At 70.7% G+C, this 18,669-nt stretch carries 20 protein-coding genes; 12 read left to right on the top strand and 8 right to left on the bottom strand.

Annotation, left to right across the window (positions count from 1 at the left end; genetic code table 11):
* Positions 1 to 244 precede the first annotated feature (244 nt).
* From ACWZJV_RS02965 to ACWZJV_RS02930, 8 genes are all read left to right on the top strand, one after another.
* Complete coding sequence (locus ACWZJV_RS02965; protein ID WP_457180177.1) at positions 245 to 1,513, top strand: dicarboxylate/amino acid:cation symporter; 1,269 nt, start codon at positions 245 to 247, stop codon at positions 1,511 to 1,513.
* Positions 1,514 to 1,525: 12 nt separating this feature from the next.
* Positions 1,526 to 2,119: a maleylpyruvate isomerase N-terminal domain-containing protein gene (locus tag ACWZJV_RS02960; protein WP_457180176.1), complete on the top strand. Its 594-nt coding sequence runs from the start codon at positions 1,526 to 1,528 to the stop codon at positions 2,117 to 2,119.
* Between the two features lie 63 nt (positions 2,120 to 2,182).
* Positions 2,183 to 3,037: a GNAT family N-acetyltransferase gene (locus ACWZJV_RS02955; RefSeq protein ID WP_457180175.1), complete on the top strand. Its 855-nt coding sequence runs from the start codon at positions 2,183 to 2,185 to the stop codon at positions 3,035 to 3,037.
* 26 nt (positions 3,038 to 3,063) lie between these two features.
* Positions 3,064 to 3,609 carry an ASCH domain-containing protein gene (locus ACWZJV_RS02950; RefSeq protein WP_457180174.1) on the top strand — a complete coding sequence of 182 codons (546 nt, stop codon included), beginning with the start codon at positions 3,064 to 3,066 and terminating at the stop codon, positions 3,607 to 3,609.
* Between the two features lie 10 nt (positions 3,610 to 3,619).
* Entirely contained in the window at positions 3,620 to 3,976 is a 357-nt protein-coding gene (locus ACWZJV_RS02945; protein WP_457180173.1) for an MmcQ/YjbR family DNA-binding protein, read from the top strand.
* A 229-nt stretch (positions 3,977 to 4,205) separates the two neighbouring features.
* On the top strand, positions 4,206 to 4,976 hold the full coding sequence (locus tag ACWZJV_RS02940) for a hypothetical protein (RefSeq protein ID WP_457180172.1): 771 nt from the start codon (positions 4,206 to 4,208) through the stop codon (positions 4,974 to 4,976).
* A complete protein-coding gene (locus tag ACWZJV_RS02935) occupies positions 4,973 to 5,734 on the top strand; it encodes an OmpA family protein (RefSeq protein ID WP_457180171.1) in 762 nt (253 codons plus the stop codon). Before ACWZJV_RS02940 ends, ACWZJV_RS02935 begins: the two co-directional genes overlap by 4 nt.
* A 50-nt stretch (positions 5,735 to 5,784) precedes the next feature.
* Positions 5,785 to 6,399, top strand: a complete 615-nt coding sequence (locus ACWZJV_RS02930; protein WP_457180170.1) for an acVLRF1 family peptidyl-tRNA hydrolase — start codon at positions 5,785 to 5,787, stop codon at positions 6,397 to 6,399.
* Positions 6,400 to 6,409: 10 nt separating this feature from the next.
* Here the strand turns inward: ACWZJV_RS02930 and ACWZJV_RS02925 are convergent, their stop codons facing one another.
* On the bottom strand, positions 6,410 to 6,838 hold the full coding sequence (locus ACWZJV_RS02925; RefSeq protein WP_008357088.1) for a hypothetical protein: 429 nt from the start codon (positions 6,836 to 6,838) through the stop codon (positions 6,410 to 6,412).
* A 90-nt stretch (positions 6,839 to 6,928) separates the two neighbouring features.
* Between ACWZJV_RS02925 and ACWZJV_RS02920 the strand changes: the two genes are divergently transcribed.
* A complete protein-coding gene (locus tag ACWZJV_RS02920; protein WP_008357086.1) occupies positions 6,929 to 7,840 on the top strand; it encodes a phosphotransferase in 912 nt (303 codons plus the stop codon).
* 21 nt (positions 7,841 to 7,861) lie between these two features.
* Here the strand turns inward: ACWZJV_RS02920 and ypfJ are convergent, their stop codons facing one another.
* Complete coding sequence (gene ypfJ / locus ACWZJV_RS02915) at positions 7,862 to 8,863, bottom strand: KPN_02809 family neutral zinc metallopeptidase (RefSeq protein WP_457180169.1); 1,002 nt, start codon at positions 8,861 to 8,863, stop codon at positions 7,862 to 7,864.
* A gap of 15 nt (positions 8,864 to 8,878) precedes the next feature.
* Between ypfJ and abc-f the strand changes: the two genes are divergently transcribed.
* Entirely contained in the window at positions 8,879 to 10,477 is a 1,599-nt protein-coding gene (gene abc-f / locus ACWZJV_RS02910; RefSeq protein ID WP_008357082.1) for a ribosomal protection-like ABC-F family protein, read from the top strand.
* Here the strand turns inward: abc-f and ACWZJV_RS02905 are convergent.
* From ACWZJV_RS02905 to ACWZJV_RS02885, 5 genes are read right to left on the bottom strand one after another with little or no spacing between them, the layout of a single operon-like run.
* Positions 10,474 to 11,706, bottom strand: coding sequence for a hypothetical protein (locus ACWZJV_RS02905; protein ID WP_457180168.1), 1,233 nt, complete (start codon positions 11,704 to 11,706; stop codon positions 10,474 to 10,476). The genes abc-f and ACWZJV_RS02905 overlap by 4 nt on opposite strands.
* A gap of 35 nt (positions 11,707 to 11,741) precedes the next feature.
* Complete coding sequence (locus tag ACWZJV_RS02900; RefSeq protein WP_457180167.1) at positions 11,742 to 12,326, bottom strand: GTP-binding protein; 585 nt, start codon at positions 12,324 to 12,326, stop codon at positions 11,742 to 11,744.
* The gene (locus ACWZJV_RS02895) at positions 12,307 to 12,666 is read right to left on the bottom strand and encodes a DUF742 domain-containing protein (RefSeq protein WP_008357075.1); all 360 of its coding nucleotides are present in this window, start codon (positions 12,664 to 12,666) and stop codon (positions 12,307 to 12,309) included. Before ACWZJV_RS02895 ends, ACWZJV_RS02900 begins: the two co-directional genes overlap by 20 nt.
* 4 nt (positions 12,667 to 12,670) lie before the next feature.
* Positions 12,671 to 13,057: a roadblock/LC7 domain-containing protein gene (locus tag ACWZJV_RS02890; protein ID WP_008357073.1), complete on the bottom strand. Its 387-nt coding sequence runs from the start codon at positions 13,055 to 13,057 to the stop codon at positions 12,671 to 12,673.
* A complete protein-coding gene (locus ACWZJV_RS02885) occupies positions 13,047 to 14,564 on the bottom strand; it encodes an ATP-binding protein (protein ID WP_457180166.1) in 1,518 nt (505 codons plus the stop codon). The genes ACWZJV_RS02890 and ACWZJV_RS02885 overlap by 11 nt, the downstream gene beginning before the upstream one ends.
* Positions 14,565 to 14,789: 225 nt before the next feature.
* On the opposite strand from ACWZJV_RS02885, the gene ACWZJV_RS02880 reads away from it, so the two are divergent.
* The gene (locus tag ACWZJV_RS02880) at positions 14,790 to 16,673 is read left to right on the top strand and encodes an ABC transporter ATP-binding protein (RefSeq protein WP_457180165.1); all 1,884 of its coding nucleotides are present in this window, start codon (positions 14,790 to 14,792) and stop codon (positions 16,671 to 16,673) included.
* A gap of 9 nt (positions 16,674 to 16,682) precedes the next feature.
* Here ACWZJV_RS02880 and ACWZJV_RS02875 read toward each other — a convergent pair whose 3' ends face one another.
* The gene (locus ACWZJV_RS02875; protein WP_457180164.1) at positions 16,683 to 17,570 is read right to left on the bottom strand and encodes an SURF1 family cytochrome oxidase biogenesis protein; all 888 of its coding nucleotides are present in this window, start codon (positions 17,568 to 17,570) and stop codon (positions 16,683 to 16,685) included.
* Positions 17,571 to 17,636: 66 nt separating this feature from the next.
* Between ACWZJV_RS02875 and moaA the strand changes: the two genes are divergently transcribed.
* On the top strand, positions 17,637 to 18,656 hold the full coding sequence (moaA, locus tag ACWZJV_RS02870; protein WP_008357067.1) for a GTP 3',8-cyclase MoaA: 1,020 nt from the start codon (positions 17,637 to 17,639) through the stop codon (positions 18,654 to 18,656).
* Positions 18,657 to 18,669: the final 13 nt, after the last annotated feature.

The following is an 18,669-nucleotide window of genomic DNA, read 5'->3' as shown; positions in this document are numbered from 1 at the left end:
GGCCCGGTGGGTGTGGTGAGCACCTACGTCTGATGCGGCTCCGGGCGCGTAAACTCCACGCCCCGGACCGGGCGGTCCAGGGAGGTGCAGATGGTCGTCTCGCGCATGACGCCCATGCTATTGACCGGGGCGGTGGCGAGACCACTGGTTTGTCGGGAAACGTGCCGGTGACGGCGGCTTAACCCGCTGCGTACGCGGCCTGGTTAGCGTCCGGGGACCGCCTCCCCGACGCTTAGGAGACCCGATGAAGGTCCTGAAGTCCCCGGCCGTCCTGATCCTCGTCGGTGCGATAGCCGGCATCGTCTTCGGCCTGGTGGCCGGGGAGTGGGCGGCGAACCTCAAGTTCGTCGGTGACATCTTCATCCGGCTGATCCAGATGTCGATCGTCCCGCTGGTGGCCTCGTCGGTGATCGTGGCGACGGGCGCGATGACCGGGGCAGGCGCCGGCAGGCTGGCCGGAGCGACGTTCGGCTGGATGCTGGGCTTCGCCGTGGTCGCGGCCTTCGTCGGCTGGGGACTGGCCGAGCTGATCCAACCGGGCGCGGGGATGCGCTACGACGGGGAGCTCGACCCGGCCCTGGCCGACTCGGCCGCGGAGACGGCGGTCGGCTGGCAGCAGACGGTGACCAGCTTCGTCTCCACCAACGTGGTCGAGGCGATGGCCACCGGCGCGATGGTGCCGATCATCGTCTTCGCCCTGCTCTTCGGCCTCGCGCTCAACCGCTACAGCGCCGTCAATGGCCCGACCGTCGTGCTCACCTTCTTCGAGCAGGTCCAGGCGATCGTCCTGCTGATGATCAGGTACGTCATGCTGCTGGCCCCGATCGGCGTCTTCTGCCTCCTCGCCGACCTCGCCGGCCGGGTCGGCTTCGCGGTCGTCACCACGGCCCTCGCCTACCTCGGGGCGACGCTGGCCGGGGTCGTGATCATCTTCGCCCTCTACCTCGTCGTGGTCGTCGCCGTCACCCGGCTGAACCCGCTGCTCATGCCCGCGAAGCTCGCCGAGCAGACCGTCGTCGCCATCACCACGACGTCGTCGGCGGTCACCTTCCCGACCGTGCTGAAGAACGCCGTCGAGAAGTTCGGCATCTCGAAGCGCGTCGCGGACTTCACCCTCTGCCTGGGGATGACGATGGGCTCGTGCGGCGCGGTCCTCAACTACACGATCGTGGTGCTCTTCCTCGCCCAGGCCTCCGGCGTCTCGCTCTCGCCCGGAGACATCGCTCTCGGCATGGCGCTCGCGGTGCTGCTCAACATCGGCACGATCACGGTGCCGGGCGGCTTCCCGGTCGTCGCGATCTTCCTCGCCACCTCGCTGGACCTGCCCATCGAGGCCGCCGGACTGCTCATCGCGGTCGACTGGTTCACCGGGATCCTGCGTACGTTCCTCAACGTCAACGGGGACACCATGGTCGCCCTGCTCGTCGCGCACGGTGCCGACGAGATCGACCGGGACGTGTACGCCGGGACGAAGCCGTCGGTCGAGCCGGTCACCGAGGAGGCCGCGGCCTGACACGATGGCGGCATGGACGTAGCCGCCCGCACCGCAGCCAACCGCCGTCTGCTCGCCGACTTCTTCGAGGGTCTCGACGAGGCACAGCTGGAGACGCCGAGCCTCTGCCCGGCATGGACGGTGAAGGAGGTGCTGGGACACAGCGCGATGCCGTTCTCTGTCGGGATCGGACGGCTGCTGTGGCGTACGTTGCTGGCCGGCGGCTCCATCGACCGCGCTTCCGCCGCGATCGCCGAGGAGCAGGCGCGACGGCCGGTCGCCGAGCTGACCGGGCTGCTGAGGACGTACGCCGAGAAGCGGGTGCCGGCTCCCGGGGTCGGTCCGATGGGCCAGTTCACCGACCACTGCATCCACCTGCGCGACTGCGCCCGGCCGCTCGGCCTGGACACCGACGTCCCGCTCGAGGACTGGCGGGCGGTGCTCGACTGGCTGCCGACGAAGCAGGCCTCGCTCGGGGTGGTTCCGGCCGGCCGGCTCGACGGGCTCGCTCTCCGCGCGACCGATCAGGACTGGTCCTGGGCGCGGACGAGGCCGCGGAGGTCACCGGTCCGAGCGAGGCTCTGGCGATGGCCCTCTCCGGCCGGTCGGTCGCACTCGCGGACCTGACCGGGACCGGAGTCGCGACGCTGCGGGAGCGGCTCTGCTGACGCGCGGGTAGGCTCCGCGGACGTGGAGGCACCTGGTCGGATCTGGTTCGGTTACATCGCCGCGGTCGTGCTCGTGCTGGTTGGGTTCCTCTCCTCCGATGTTCGTGCGATCTACCTGGCCATCGTCATGCTGGTCGTGGCCGTGCTGGGGGAGTGGTATCGCGGTCGGCAGGCCGCTCTCGCACTGGCGGCGCAGAACGCAGACCTTCCCGAGCTGGTCGCGCGATGGGCGCGGGGCTGGGCCTACTCGCGGGGCTTCCCGCGTCCCGCGGCGGTCCCCGGAGGCGTACGCGTCGAGGTGGGGGAGCCGGAGCGGCGGGTCGAGTGGGTGGCGACCGACGACGCGGACACGCTCGGCGAGCTCGTCGACACGGTCCGGGCCACGCCCGAGGCGTGGCTGTCGGTGGTGACCGAGTCGCCTGCGGGCGTACGCCCCTGGTTCGCAGAGGGTGGGTTGACGGCGACCGACGCCGAGGAGGCGCTGATGTCGATCCGCCTTGCCGACCACGAGTCCCGGCCGCTCCCCGAGGGCTACCGCGTCGAGGTGGAGCGTGATGGCGGCGTCATCGCGGTGAGGGTGCGCCCGGACGACGCCGCGGAGGCGGTGGCGGCCGGCGGGCGGATCGCGGTCATCGGCACCGACGCCGTCGCCGACCGCATCCAGACCGATCCCGGCCACCGGCGCCGCGGGCTGGGCGCCGCGGTGATGAGCCTGCTCGTCGCGGCCGCACGGGAGGCCGGTGCGGTCCAGGGCCTCCTGGTCGCCAGCGAGATGGGCGAGGCTCTCTACGCCGAGCTGGGCTGGCGCGTCGAGGCCCGCCTGGTCACGGCCCGGTCGGCCGCGCCGCGTACGTCGGCCGAGTCCCGGCACGGCTAGACCCGACTTGTGGTTGAGTGACGCCTATGAGCGACGACGTGACCCCTGCGCCTGAGGCCCCTGACTTCGACTCCCAGCAGGAGGCCGACATCGCCGCGTTCTGGGAGGACGTCAAGCACCACGCCCACCTCAGCGCCGCACCCGGCTATTTCGGCGCCTCGCCGCTGGAGGCGCTGCAGCCCCCGGCCTGGGCCTTCGGAGGCACGCCGGAGCAGTCCAACGAGCTCCTCGAGCTCGTCCTGGAGGGCGTGAAGACCGCGACCGCCTCGGCGATGTGGGACTACGAGGCCGCCGAGGAGCCCATCCCGACCGTCGGCACCCTCGGCATCGTCCTCGACGGTGCCGGTCACCCGCGGGCTCTGGTCGTGACCACCGCGGTCGACGTGGTGCCGTTCGACGAGGTCTCCGAGGAGCACGCTCGCGCCGAGGGCGAGGGCGACGGCTCGTTGGAGCACTGGCGTGAGGTCCACCGGCGCTTCTTCTCCGAGGAGGCCGGCCACGACCGCGGCTTCGCCGAGGACATGCCCGTCGTCCTCGAGCGCTTCGAGCTCATCTGGCCGAAGCCCGAATGAACCCAGCCGGATGTCACCGCAGGAGCTGACCGACCGGGTCCGGGCGATCTGCCTCGGGTTCCCGGAGAGCGCCGAGCGGGTCACCCACGGCGCGCCCGGGTTCTTCGTGAAGAAGCAGTTCGTGATGCTGTGGCCACAGGGCCACCACGGGCGCGACGAGCCGCACCTGTGGGCGGCCGCGTCGGCGGGGGTGCAGGACGAGGTCGTCGGCGACGATCCCGAGCGCTTCTTCGTCCCTCCCTACGTCGGTGGACGGGGCTGGATCGGCATGCGGCTCGACGGTGACGTCGACTGGTCCGAGGTCGCCGAGGTCTGCGAGGACGCCTACCGGCAGATCGCGCCGGAACGCCTGCTGCGCCGGCTGTGAGGGACATTTTCGTGGCCGTTCGTCCTGGTCTGACCGACAGTTCGGCAACGGATCGGTAGCCATCGCGCGGCGGGTCTTTCCATGCCGTGCGGACATGTGGGAGCGTCCGCGCGTTCGGCCGAGTTCGGCGGTCTGCGGGGCGACTTGCGGTGGTCCGTTCCCGTGCGCCCGTCGTGGGTGCCAGAGGCCGGTTCTCTCTCACACACCGCAAGTCATCTGGAGGTTCCTCATGGGCTGGTTCATCGCCCAGAGCTTGGTATTCATCCTGGTCGCGTTCGCGATCGGACTGCTCGTCGGCTGGCTGATCTGGGGCCGCCGCAGCAAGCGCACCGTCGTCGAGGAGTCGGCGGCCGCGGCGCCGGAGGCCGACACCACCTCGGAGTCGGAGGTCGAGCCTGAGATCGAGCCTGAGGTCGAGGCTGCTGCCGTCCCCGTTGCTCGAGCCGAGTCCGAGGACGCGGTGGCTTCTGAGCCTGAGCCGGAGCCTGAGCCGGCGGCCGAGGCCGAGCCTGAGGTCGAGGCCACGGCCGAGGCCGCGGTCGTCGCCGAGGCGGAGTCCGTCGCGCGCGAGGCGGCTGAGCAGAAGCCCGAGCCGGAGCCGGAGCCGCAGGACCTCAAGCGGATCGAGGGCATCGGCCCGAAGATCGACGCAGCGCTGAAGGCGCAGGGCTATGTGACGTACGCCCGTGTCGCCGCGGCCACGGAGGACGAGCTCCGTGCGGCGATCAAGGCGGAGGGCGTGCGGTTCGCTCCGTCGGCGAGCTCGTGGGCGCGCCAGGCGCAGCTCCTGGCCGAAGGCGACGAGGACGGGCTGAAGGAGTTCCAGGACTATCTGGTCGGCGGTCAGGACCGCAGCGTGAAGTTCCACGAGAAGGTCGACTTCGCCGACGTCGACGAGATCACCGACGCCGAGGACAAGGCCGAGGCACTGGCCGAGGATGCGGCCGAGGTCGCCGCGGTCGAAGCCGCTGAGGACGACGCCTCCGGGGCGAAGGCATGAGGCTGCGTCGGATCGTCCTACCCGTCATCGTCGGCGTCGTCCTGCTCGGCGGGCTCACGGCGGTCCAGGACACGGTCTTCCGCGAGCGGATCGAGGACAAGCTGACCGACAAGGCGGCCGCAGCGCTGTCCGAGGCCGGGCTCGACGAGGTGGAGGTCGCCTTCACCGGGCGCGACGGCGAGGTCACCGCGAAGACGGAGGCCGCCGCGGTCGAGGCCGGCGCGCTCGTCGAGGACGTCAGCGGCGTACGCGTCGTCCAGGCCTTCGGCCCGGATGGTGCGGTCACCGGTGAGGACGGGAGCGGCACGGACGCAGTGGGCGGCGACAGCGAGGCCGAGGCGACCACGGAGCCCGAGCCGTCGGAGCCGGCCGTCACGGCGGAAGCGTCGCCGACGCCGACCACGGAGGAGCGCGAGGCGGCGCAGGCCGAGCTGGACAGGTTCCGGTCGATCGGCTTCGAGCACAACAGCGACGTGCTGACCAGCGACGGGCTCGGCGTGGTCAAGGCGCTGGCGGCGACGCTGACCGAGCACCCGGACGTCACAGTGCGGATCGAAGGGCACGCCGACATCACCGGGATGCTCGCGCACACCCAGGACCTGAGCGAACGCCGGGCCAAGCGGGTCCTGGACACGCTGGTGGGTCTGGGTGTCGAGGCGGACCGGCTCACCTCGAAGGGCTACGGCGAGACCCGGCCGATCGTCCCCGGCAAGCCGGACCCGGGCAACCGACGCGTCGAGCTCGTCATCACCAACTGATCCGGGCCGACTGATCGGCTCCCTGTCGACCGGGACGGTAACGTACGGCCATGCCCAACGTCGCCGTCCCGGTCGCTCGGATCCAGCGCTGGGTCGACAACTTCGCGGCACGACACGGCGAGACCCGGCTCGCGGTCGACTCGGGTGCGCTGACCGGTGACGCGGCCGACGGATCCTCGTTCATCGCGGCGCTGCCGTTCGAGAAGACGTACGCCGGGCCGGCCGAGGTCGAGGCGTTCATCGCCGCGTCGGCGGCCCCGCAGGACTGGGGCATCCTGCTGGTGCGCAAGGGCGGCTTCGCGATCGCCCGGATGAACGGCGCCGAGATCGCCGACCACAAGATCGGCCGCCGCCACGTCCAGGGAAAGACCAAGGCCGGTGGCTGGAGCCAGCAGCGCTTCGCCAGGCGCCGGGCGAACCAGGCCAGCGCGGCCTACGAGGCGGCCGCCGAGCACGCCGCACGGATCCTCGACGGGCTGAGCGGTCCGCTCGTCACCGGCGGCGACCACGGCGGCGTCGACGACGTGCTCGAGGACCGGCGGCTGCGGCCGCTCACCGTCGCCGGACCGTGGCTGGCCGTGCAGAACCCCAACCGCGCGGTGCTCGATCAGGCGATCGAGGACGCCCAGAAGGTGAGGATCGAGGTCCTCAACGCCGACTCGTGACGCCTCGGCGTCAGGCGAGCTGCCAGACTCCCGGCGAACCCTTGATCATCGAGCCGTCGCTCAGGAGCGTCTGGCGGGCGCGGCGGGCCGCGTAGCGCCAGCGGAGCTCGCCTTCCGGGGTGGTCTCGAAGTCGCCCGGCAGGAGCTGGTCGGCCAGCTGGGTCTCGAGCTCGTCGAGGACGGCGTCGGCCGTCATCGAACCGCCGGAGGCCTCGAGGATCTCGAGGATGAGCGGCGCGAAGGCGGCAGGTGGGGTCCACTTGCGCGGAGCGGACTTGGTGACGACCTTCGGGGCGGAGGCCGTCGAGCTCGTCGTGGTCTTGCGGACCCGGGTCGCAGGCTTCCGCACCGGAGCCGGAGCGGGCGGGGCCGGGGGCCGGCCGTGGATGCACTGTGACTTCGGCAGGTCACACAGCTCGCAGTAGTCAGTCTCGGACATCGGCTCAACGATATCGGCCCGATCACGCCGTCGTGGCATCCCGGCGGCGAATACGGTCACGACCTGCGAGGATGCGCTACTTTGGCAAGCATGTGGCAACCCGACCCCGGGTGGCTCGTCCTTCCCGGAGGCACCGGACCCTCCACGCTGGGGGTCTGGCGCACCGCCGTGGGCGAGGAGCCGGTCGTGGTCAAACGGATCGGTCGCCCGGGGACGTACGACCCGGTCGAGCTGAGCCGGCGGCGACACTTCGCCTACTGGCGGCGGGCGGCGGACGTCGCCACCACCGGGCTGGTCGACGACACCCCGGGCATGATCTCCGCCCGCACGAGCGTCGCCGAGGACGACGAGGGCATCACCCTGACCACCGAGTGGGTCGAGGACGCCGCCAACTCCGGTCTCTTCGCGGCCCTCTCGATGGGTCGATTCGCCGGTGCGGACCTCGGCGAGGCGCGCTGGCTGGCGCGCGACCAGTTCCGCGACCGGATGGCGCGGGTGGAGTACAACGGCGGCTGGCCGACCATGATGCGTACGACCGCCGCGGACATCGCCCACACCCTCTGGGAGCGGCGCGGTCGTTTCACCGATCTCCTCGACGGGCTTCCCCAGGTCGCCCAGCACGGCGACCCCGCGCCCCAGAACCTCCTCGGCCGCACCGGCGACGGCGAGCGGCTGATCGCGATCGACTGGTCGAGCCTCGGCCTGGGTCCCGTCGGTGGGGATCTCGGGCTCTACCTGCTGCACGCCCGGGAGTCGTTCGAGCCGTTACTGGAGGCGTACGTCCTGGGGCTGCCGCCCGGCATCGCGACCCGCGAGCAGGTGACTCTCGGTGCCCAGATCAGCGCGGTCTACACCGCGCTCAGCCGTGCCGAGTGGGCGCTGAGCCGGGTCACGCCGGGGGAGGGCCCGCTGCTCGCGAAGTTCCGCCACCCCGCCGTCGCGCCGCATCTGCGGACTCTGCAGAAGCAGGCTCCGTTGGTGGAGGCTCTGCTCGAGATGTGAGCTGCGCCCCCACGAGGACGGCTACGGCCGGTCGAGATCCCGCGCCTTGAACGTGTCGCAGCCCGCGATCGAGTCGGGGGTGGTCATGCCCTTCTTGAACCAGGCGATCCGCTGCTCGGAGGAGCCGTGGGTGTACTGCGAGGTGTCCACGCGGCCGGTGGTCTGCGACTGGATGTGGTCGTCGCCGACGGTCTTGGCGGCGGAGATGCCCTCGGAGATGTCCTGCTCGGTGATGTCCTCGATGAACTCGTCGCTCTCCGCGGCAGCGGTCCACATGCCGGCGTAGCAGTCGGCCTGCAGTTCCAGGCGGACGGCGTCGGAGTCGGGGCCCTGCTGGGTGCGGACCTGGCCCATGGTGCCGAGCAGGTTCTGGATGTGGTGACCGTACTCGTGGGCGAGCACGTAGGCGCGTACGAAGGTGGTGTCCTGACCGCCGAGCTGCTCGAAGATCGAGTCGAAGAAGGTCGGGTCGAGGTAGATGGTCTGGTCGGCCGGGCAGTAGAACGGTCCGACGGAGCTCGACGCGGAGCCGCAGCCGCCGGTCTGGACCTGGTCGGCGAAGATCACCACCGACTGCTCGGGCTCGAACCGGCCGGAGAGGTCGGGCTGGGAGTCCCAGTAGCCGGTCAGCGAGTTCTCCAGCGCGACGAACGCGCAGTTCTCGTCGTTGTTGGCGTCCTCGCCGGTCCGGCAGGAACCGAAGTCGCCGGTCTCCCCGCCCTCGGCCGCCTGGAGGCCGCCGAAGGTGCCGGTGCCGACCGAGGTCGAGCCGCCGCCTTCGCCGAGGACCTGCGGGCCGACGCCGGTGCACTGGGTGATGAGGAAGAAGACCAGCAGCACGATGACGGTGCCGATCCCGCCGCTCGCCTTGCCGCCGGGGATCGGGATGCGGGCGCCACCTCCGCCGAACCCGCCACCGCCACCGCCGCCGGACGTCCGGCTGGTGTCGAGTCTGGCCTTCGGGTTGAACCGCATCTTGTCCCCCTGGAGGTGGTGATGTGTGGAGCCGAGTGCCCCGCCCATACACTAGTGACGGTAATGATCACTGCCCATGACCTAGAAGTCCGCGTCGGCGCCAGACTTTTGATGGAGAACGTCACTTTCCGAGTCGGACCCGGCGACAAGGTCGGGCTCGTGGGCCGTAACGGCGCCGGGAAGACGACCCTGACGAAGGTGCTCGCCGGCGACCATCTGCCTGCCTCCGGAACGGTTTCCAACACCGGTGAGATCGGCTATCTGCCCCAGGATCCGCGGGTCGGCGACCCCGAGGTGATCGCCAAGGACCGCATCCTGTCGGCCCGCGGGCTCGACGATGCCGTACGCCGTATGCGCATCGCCGAGGAGGAGATGGGCTCCGACGACCCGAACGTCCGCGAGAAGGCGATGAAGCGCTACCAGCGCGCTCACGACGAGCTCGACGCCGGCGGTGGCTACGCGGCCGAGACGGAAGCCCTGCAGATCGCCCAGTCGCTCGGCATCCCCGACCGGATCATGACCCAGCCGCTGAAGACGCTCTCGGGCGGCCAGCGGCGGCGTGTCGAGCTGGCACGCATCCTGTTCTCGAGCGCCGAGGTGCTGATCCTCGACGAGCCGACCAACCACCTCGACGCCGACTCGATCATCTGGCTGCGCGACTGGATGAAGTCCTACAAGGGCGGCTTCATCGTGATCTCCCACGACAACGACCTGCTCGCCCAGACGGTCAACAAGGTCTTCCACCTCGACGCCAACCGCGAGGTGATCGACATCTACAACATGCCGTGGAAGCAGTATCTGACCCAGCGCGAGACCGACGAGGCCCGGCGCAAGCGCGAGCTGATGAACGCGCAGAACAAGGCCAAGACGCTCACCGACCAGGCCAACAAGATGCGCGCCAAGGCCACCAAGGCGACAGCTGCCCAGCAGATGCTCAAGCGCGCCGAGAAGCTGATGGAGGGCGTCGAGGGCGAGCGGCAGCAGGAGAAGGTCGCCGCGATCAAGTTCCCCTCGCCCGCGCCGTCCGGCAAGACCCCGCTCACCGCCAACGACCTGTCCAAGTCCTACGGCGCCCTGGAGGTCTTCACCGCCGTCGACCTGGCCATCGACCGGGGGACCCGGGTGGTCATCCTCGGGCTCAACGGCGCCGGGAAGACCACGATGCTGCGCATCCTGGCCGGGGTCGACGAGCCCGACACCGGTCGCGTCGTGCCCGGTCACGGCCTCAAGATCGGCTACTACGCCCAGGAGCACGAGACCCTCGACACCAAGCGGTCGGTGCTGGAGAACATGCAGTCCGCGGCGCCACAGCTCACCGACACCGAGGCCCGCACCGTGCTCGGTGCGTTCCTCTTCACCGGTGACGACGTGCACAAGCCCGCCGGGGTGCTCTCCGGTGGGGAGAAGACCCGGCTGGCGCTGGCCTCCCTGGTCGTCTCCGCGGCCAACGTGCTCCTGCTCGACGAGCCCACGAACAACCTCGACCCGGCCTCCCGCGAGGAGGTGCTCAACGCGATCCGCCGCTACGAGGGCGCGATCGTGCTGGTCACCCACGACGAGGGCGCCGTGCACGCGCTGGAGCCCGACAAGGTGCTCATCCTCCCCGACGGTGTCGAGGACCTCTGGAACGAGGAGTACGCCGACCTGGTCTCGCTCGCCTAGCTCAACGTCCGCACGAACCTGACCGGCATCGAGGTCGGGTAGCGGTAGGAGAGCGAGTCGGTGTTGCGCTCGACCTGGTCGGCCGGCACCGCGAGGGTGACCTCGGGGAGGCGCTCCAGGACGGTGCGTACGGCCGCCTGGACGATGATCGTGCCCGGCCGCTGGGCCGGGCAGGAGTGCGGGCCGGCGCTCCACGACATGTGGGCCCGGTTGCCGATCTCGACCCACGGGTCGCCGCCGGTCATCAGCGGGTCGAGGTTGGCCGCGGCGATGCACGGCACCACCGCGTCGCCCTTCCGGATCAGCTGACCGCCGAGCTCGACGTCGCGCAGCGCGAAGCGCGGGGTGATGTTGTAGCAGGGCGGGTCACGCCACATCACCTCCTCGATCGCCTGGTCGACGCCGAGACGGCCGCCACGCAGCCTGCCCGCGAAGCGCTCGTCGGAGAGCATCAGCAGCAGCGTCTGGGTGATCGTCGCGATGGTCAGCTCGTTGCCGGCGATGATCATCACGATCATCGCCTCCATGACCTCGTTGTCGTCCCAGAGGCCGGGGTCGTCGATCAGGTGCGAGGTCAGGTCGTCGCTGGGATCCATCCGGCGTCTGGCGATGTGGTCGACGATCTCGACGGCGAGCTCGATGACGCCCTCCTGGGCGAGCTGCCCACCGCCCAGGACCTTGTGCGCGGCCTTGCGCATCGAGTCGCCGACCTCGGGGCCCATGCCGAACATGGCAGCGACCGAGAGGAGCGGGATCAGCACGGCGTAGTCCTGGACCAGGTCGGCCTCGCCGCGCTCGAGCATGTCGTCGACGAGGTCGTTGCAGATGCTGCGTACCTGCGCGGCGTAGCCGTGCTCGTCGACCCGGGAGAGGGCTCGGTCGACGGGCGAGCGCAGCCGCCGGCGCAGCTCGCCGTCGTTGTGGAAGGAGTTCTGCCGGGTCGTCACGAACGGGTAGATCGGCATGTCCGGCAGGATCTTGCCCTCCTGCACCGCGCTCCAGTTGTCGCCGTTGCGCGAGAAGACCTCCTCGTTGCGGATGACCTCGCTGAACTCGGCGTAGCCCATCGCGAACCAGAGGCGTACGCCGGGGGAGAGCTCGCCAGGGGCCACCGGACCCCACTCGGCCCGGAGCCGGGCGTGCACCTCCCGCGCCCGGGGCCCGACGGTGTCGGGTGCCTGGACGAGGTCGGTGAGGTCGGCGAGACGTACGGTGCGGGTCGGGGTCATCGCGGGGCCTGTTCGTCTGGGTCTGGGCTGCGTGGTCAGTGGGTCTTGAGGGCGTGGCGCACGAGCGCGGCGAGCGCTCGGACGCAGGCGTTGCGGTTCTTGGCGTTGCACACCACGATCGGGGTCTCCTCGTCGAGGTCGAGCGCCGTGCGGATCTGGTCGGGCTCGTAGTTCGGGGCGCCGGGGAACTGGTTGATCGCGACGACGAAGGGCAGCGACGTACGCGTCTCGAGCTGGTCCAGCACCTCGAAGGAGTCCTCGATGCGGCGGGTGTCGACCAGGACCAGGGCGCCGGCGGCTCCCTCGGCGAGGCCGGACCACAGGTCCCAGAAGCGGCGCTGCCCCGGCGTGCCGAACAGGTAGAGCGCGATCTCGTCGGTCAGCGTGATCCGGCCGAAGTCCATCGCGACCGTGGTCGTCGACTTCTCCGGCGTCGCCTCGACCGAGTCGATCCCCTCGCTGGCCTGGGTGATCGACTCCTCGGTGCGCAGCGGCTCGATCTCGCTGACCGCGCCGATCAGCGTGGTCTTGCCGACCCCGAAGGAGCCGACGACCAGGATCTTGACCGACTCGACGACCGTGGGGGCCAGATAGTGGTTGTCAGAGGTGGTTGAGAGCATGCAGCACCTTCTGGAGGGTTTCACGGGAGGGGCCGGCGGCGGTGTCGCTGTCGGGGCGTACGCCGATCAGGCCGGCGTCGATCATGTCCGAGGCGATCACCGCGAGGACGCTGACCGGCTGGCCGAGGTGGACGGCCATCTCCGCCATCGAGATCACGCCGAGGCACTGGGAGAGGACCTCGCGCTCCTGGCGGCCCACGGACGCCGGTGTGGCCGACGGGCTGGTGTGGCCGATCAGGAGCGTCGCCGGGGTCAGCCGGTGGGTCGGGCGGACGCGACCGCCGGTCCGGACGTAGGACCGGATCGGGTGGTCGACGTAGTCGTCAGGCACGTCGGGCATCGGCTCAGATCGAGCGTCTCGGGGTGCTCATCGCGCGCTCCCCGATCATCAGCACGGTCGCCTGCATCTGCTGGGCGACCAGCGCCGGGTCGATGCTCATCTCGGTGACCACCGCGAGCCGGGAGCCGTCACCGGCGCCACGGATGAACAGGAAGCCGCCGTTGAACTCGACCATCACCTGGCGGGGGTGGGCGTCGACGCCGAACTGGCGGCTGATCCCGTGGCCGAGCGAGGTCAGCCCGGCGCACGCCGCGGCCAGCTTGTCGGCCTCCTCGCGCGGGGTGTGGCTCGTGCGGACCCGGACGAGCCCGTCGGCGGAGAGGACCACGACATGACGTACGCCGCGTACTCCCGCGACCAGCTCCAGCATCCAGCTGTTCTCATCGGTCATGGTTCCTCCAGTGGTTCTCGGGTGCGGAATCGGTCTCCGCGGCGGTGCTGCCGTCGGTGGGATCGACGGCCTGGTGGGGGATGGTCGTGCTGGCCGCGGGTGTGGCCGGGGCACTGAGGAAGCTGCTCATCCACGCGCCGGCCTGCTCGGCCGTCGGCTCCGGGCGGGGTGGGACGACCCGGCCGACCGGCTGCTGTCCGGTCGCGAAGCGCTGGCCGCGTTTCGAGCGGCGCTGGGGCAGGCCGTCGGAGGTGAACAGCGACGGCTCCCGCTTGTCGAGGCCGGCGAGAGGATCGGGGGCCTTCGCGGCGGCGTGGACCGGCCAGGCCGGCGTCGTCGACGCCGGCGGCGCCTTCGGGGCCTGGGCGAGGAGCGAGGCGGGCATGGGGGTCGAGACCGGCGTACGCGGCTCCGGCTCGACCGTCGTCGGGCTCAGCGGCGTGGTCATCGCCTCGGGGACGAGTACGGCGACCCGCAGGCCACCGTGGACCGACTCGGTCAGGTCGACCCGGAACCCGTGGCGGCGGACGTAGGTGCCGACGACCGCGAGGCCGGTCTGCGGGATCTCGCCGAGGTCCTGCAGGCGCACCTGCCGGGTGCCGGAGGCGATCTCACGCATCCAGGCGAGGTTGGTCTCGTCCATGCCGACGCCCGCGTCGTCGATCTCCAGGGCCGCCCCGCGGCGTACGGACCGGATGGTGACCAGCACATCGGTCGCGGGTGGTGAGGACTGGGTCGCGTTGGCGAGGAGCTCGGCGACGAGGTGGATCAGGGACTCGACGTACGCACCCTGGACCGCGACCGGAGGGTCGCCCTCCACCCGGACGCGGCGGTAGGCGGTGATCCGGCCGGCTGCCCCACGTACGACGTCGGCGATCGCGAGCGGGTCGCGCCAGTGCTGCCCCGGCTGCTCCCCGCACAGCGTGGCGATGCTCTGCGCCAGCCGCGCCTGTTGCGCCGCCGCGTGGTCGACCCTCATCCCGGCCTCGAGCACGTCCGGCTCGGCCGGGAACTTCGCCACCATCCGCGTCGACTCCTCCTGGATCCGGTGCGCCGACGCCTGCACCTTGCGCGACAGCGACAGCACCGCCACCCGCATCCCGGCGTCGCCACCCCGTCCAGCCGCCCCAGCCGAGGCGTCAGGTACGTCGGCCGAGACGTCACTCTCGTCGGCCGAGACGTCACTGGGGTCGCTCGAGGTGTCAGCCGGTGCCAGTTCGGCCGACGGAAGTGACGCCTCGGCCTGCGCTCCCGACTCCTCGGCCGACGCGGGTGACTCTTCGGCCGACGCGGGTGACGCCTCGGCAGGAGCGGACTCGTAGGCCATCGCGGTGAGCCAGAGGGTGAGGGCGACGACGGGTACGCCGGCGAGGATCCAGCGCCAGATCCACTGGTCACCGGAGGCGGTGACGAAGATGACGGGGGAGAGCGCGACGAAGAGAAGGATCGCGGTACTGCAGAACCATGGACCGGCTCGGTGGAGTCGGGCCAGGAGTGGTCGGGTCATGTCGGGCACCTGGTGTGGGGGTGAACAGTCAGGCATGAACCCGCGGGTCAGGACAGGGGGACGATTCCTGATCCAGCCCCCGGAGACCGGCGCACACACGCGCACCACTTCATACCACCAACAGAGCGCTTGGTCACCTGATCCAGGTGATTTTGACCATATTTCGACGATGGTCCTGGAAGCGGCCGTACGCGTCCGGGCGACTAAGGTGTCGGGGTGTCACAAATGGGTCCAGGCTTCGGTGCGACCGGCGGGGCGATGGGCGGCGGCGGGATCATGCGCAACCTGCGCGCCGACCGCACCGTGCTCCAACGGGGGTTGCCGAAGGGCACCGTCAAGCGCGTCATCTCCTACGCCGGACCCCACCGGGCTCTGATCAGTGCGTTCCTGCTGTTCACGGTCTTCGACGCCGCGCTCGTGGTGGTCACCCCGCTGCTGACCCAGCGCCTCATCGACGACGGCGTGCTCGCCAAGAACCTCTCGCTGGTGATCTGGCTGGCCGCGGCGATGGCGCTGGTGGCGGTGGTCGACATGGCCTTCGGGGTGGTCTCTGGCTGGCTCTCGACGCGGATCGGCGAGGGGCTCATCTTCGACCTGCGCACCCAGGTCTTCGGCCACGTCCAGCGCCAGTCGCTGGCCTTCTTCACCCGCGCCCAGACCGGTGCGCTGGTGAGCCGCCTCAACACCGACGTGCTCGGCGCCCAGCGGGCGTTCACCTCGACGCTGTCCAACAGCGTCTCCAACCTGATCTCGGTCTTCGTGGTCGGCGCGGCGATGCTGGTGCTCTCCTGGCAGGTGACGCTGATGTGCGTCGCGCTGTTCCCGATCCTGTTCCTGACCTCGCGCTGGGTCGGGCGCCGGCTGGCCGGGCTGACCCGCGAGCAGATGGACGGCAACGCGGCGCTGGCGACGACGATGACCGAGCGGTTCAACGTCGGTGGCGCCCTGCTGCTCAAGCTCTTCGGCCGTCGCGACGAGGAGGATGCGGCGTTCGCGCAGCGTGCCGATGTCGTACGCCGTCTGGGGATCCGGATCGCGCTGCTGACCCGTCTGTTCGGGGCGACGATGCAGATGGTGCCGGCGCTGGCGACCGCGCTGGTCTACGGCTTCGGCGGCTGGATGGTGATCCGCGGCGACGTCACGCTCGGCACCCTGACCGCGCTCGGTCTGCTGCTGGTGAGGCTGCTGGGGCCGCTGCAGGCGCTCTCCAACGTACGCATCGACGTGATGACCGCGCTGGTCAGCTTCGACCGCGTCTTCGAGGTCCTCGACCTGCCCTCGCTGATCAAGGAGAAGCCGGACGCGGTCGAGGTGCCCGCCGATGCCGCGTCCGTGCGGTTCCGCCACGTCGCCTTCACCTACCCCCGCTCCGACGAGGTCTCGCTGGCTTCCCTGGAGACGATCGCTCGGCCGGAGAGCCGCGAGGTGCGCGAGGTGCTGTCCGACATCGACTTCGCCGCCGAGCCGGGCGAGATGGTCGCCCTGGTCGGCCCCTCCGGCGCCGGGAAGTCGACGATCACCCACCTGATCGCCCGGCTCTACGACGTACGCTCCGGCTCGGTCGAGGTCGGCGGTCTCGACGTGCGCGACGTGACCCTGGAGTCGCTCGAGGCCGCGGTCGGCTACGTCACCCAGGACGCCCACATGTTCCACGACACCGTCCGCGGCAACCTGCTCTACGCCCGCCCCGGCGCCACCGACGAGGAGGTCTGGGCGGCCCTCGAGGCGGCCCAGGTGGCCGGCGTCATCAAGGGACTTCCCGACGGGCTCGACACCGTCGTCGGCGACCGCGGCTACCGGCTCTCCGGCGGAGAGCGTCAGCGCCTCGCGATCGCCCGGCTCCTGCTGAAGGCGCCCCACATCGTGGTGCTCGACGAGGCCACCGCCCATCTCGACTCCGAGTCCGAGGCCGCGGTGCAGACCGCCCTGGACGCCGCGCTGGCGGGACGTACCTCCATCGTCATCGCCCACCGGCTCTCGACCATCCGTGCCGCCGACCGCATCCTCGTCATCGAGGCCGGCCGCGTCGTGGAGTCCGGCACCCACGAGTCGCTGCTCGCCGACGGCGGGCTCTACGCGGAGCTCTACGAGACGCAGTTCCGGCGCTAGGGCCCGGGGTCAGCTCTTCCCGCTGCGTTCCTTCTCGTACGCAGCCTGGTAGGCCGCCTTCACGGCCTGCTTCTGAGCCAGCTTGGCGGCCTTCTTGCGGGCGCGCTCGTCGAGCTGGTCATCGCCGTCGGAGGCGTCATCGTCTGGTGCAGGCTCGTCCCGGCTCTGCGTACGCCGCTCGTCGTACATCAGGTAGAAGAACCCGGCGATCGCGAGGATGCCGAAGAACCACCACTGGAGCCCGTAGAAGAAGTGGGGGCCGTTGTCGAGCTCGGGGAGGTCGGCCTGGCGGAGCTGGACAGCGGGTTCGGGGGACTCGGTGTCGAGGTGGAGCCAGCCGGTCAGCAGCGGCTCGTCGACCACCTTCGCGACCTGGGCCGAGGAGAGCGCGCGGGTGGCGTGGTAGCCGTCGACCTGGGCGACGTCGGTGGAGTCGCCGGTGCCGTCGGCGCGTACCCAGCCGGTGATGGTGACCTCGCCGGTCGGGGGCGCCGGAAGATCGTCGAACTTCTCCTGCGACTCGGTCTGGAGCCAGCCGCGGTCGACCAGCACCGCGGTGCCGTCGGCGAGCACCAGCGGGACGACGATGTCGATCCCCTTGGCGTCGTCGGGGGTGCGGTAGCGCCAGATGATCGTGTCGTCGACCGCGTACGTCCCGGTGGCGGTCACCCGCCGCCACTCGTCCTTCTCGGCCACCTTCGTGCCCTCGGCCAGCACGTCGGAGACCGGCGCGGGCTCGGCGTGCTCGTTGGTGCGGACGATCTGGTTGCTGGCCTTGCGGTCCTCGAGACGGTCGAACTGCCACTGGCCCAGCCACCACGTCCCGTAGGCCAGGATCAGCACGAACACCGTGAAACCGGCCCAGCGACGGCTGAGCAGGAAACGGAACGAACTCACGCCACGAGACTAACTGGCATACGGTCCTCGCTCACGATCCGGGTCGCGGCTGCCTAGACTGGTGTGATGACGACCTCCCCGACAGATCAGGTCCAGCAGAGGCTGGTCGACCGGTTCGGCCGGGTCGCGACCGATCTGCGCGTCTCGCTGACCGATCGCTGCAACCTGCGCTGCACCTACTGCATGCCGCCGGAGGGGCTCGACTGGCTGCCCGGCGACGAGGTGCTCACCGACGACGAGGTCGTGCGGCTGATCGGTGTCGCCACCGGGCAGCTCGGGGTCCGCGAGGTGCGGTTCACCGGCGGGGAGCCACTGGTCAGGCGCGGGCTGGTCTCGATCGTCGCGCGCACCCGCGAGGTCGCTCCCGACGCGGAGCTCTCGATCACGACCAACGCGCTCGGTCTGGCCCGGATGGCCGGCTCGCTCGCGGAGGCCGGCCTCGACCGGGTCAACGTGTCCCTGGACTCGATCCGGCCGGACACGTTCGCGGAGATCACCCGTCGCGACCGGCTGCACGACGTCGTGGCCGGCCTCGAGGCCGCCGCGGAGGCCGGTCTGGGACCGATCAAGATCAACGCGGTCCTGCTACGAGGCGTCAACGACGACCAGGCCGCCGAGCTGCTCGGCTGGTCGGTCGAGCGCGGCTACGAGCTGCGGTTCATCGAGCAGATGCCCCTCGACGCCCAGCACGGGTGGTCGCGCGACACGATGGTGACGGCCGACGACACCCTCGCCGCGCTGTCGGCGGCGTTCGACCTGACCCCGGCCGAGGAGCCCCGCGGCAGCGCCCCCGCCGAGCTCTTCTACGTCGACGGCGGCCCGGCCAAGGTCGGCATCATCGCCTCCGTCACCCGCCCCTTCTGCGGCGACTGCGACCGGGTGCGTCTCACCGCCGACGGGCAGGTGCGCGACTGCCTGTTCGCGCGCTCCGAGTCGGACCTGCGTACGCCGCTGCGTGCCGGCGCCTCCGACGCCGACCTCGCTGCGAGGTGGGTCACCGCGATGGCCGGCAAGCGCGCCGGCCACGGCATCGACGACCTCGGCTTCCTCCAGCCCGACCGTCCGATGTCCGCCATCGGCGGCTGACCCCTCCCGCCGA

It is taken from the genome of Nocardioides sp. WG-D5 (assembly GCF_054031175.1).
The sequence above is the reverse complement of the archived record's forward strand: the minus strand, read 5'-3'. Positions and strand labels throughout refer to the sequence as shown.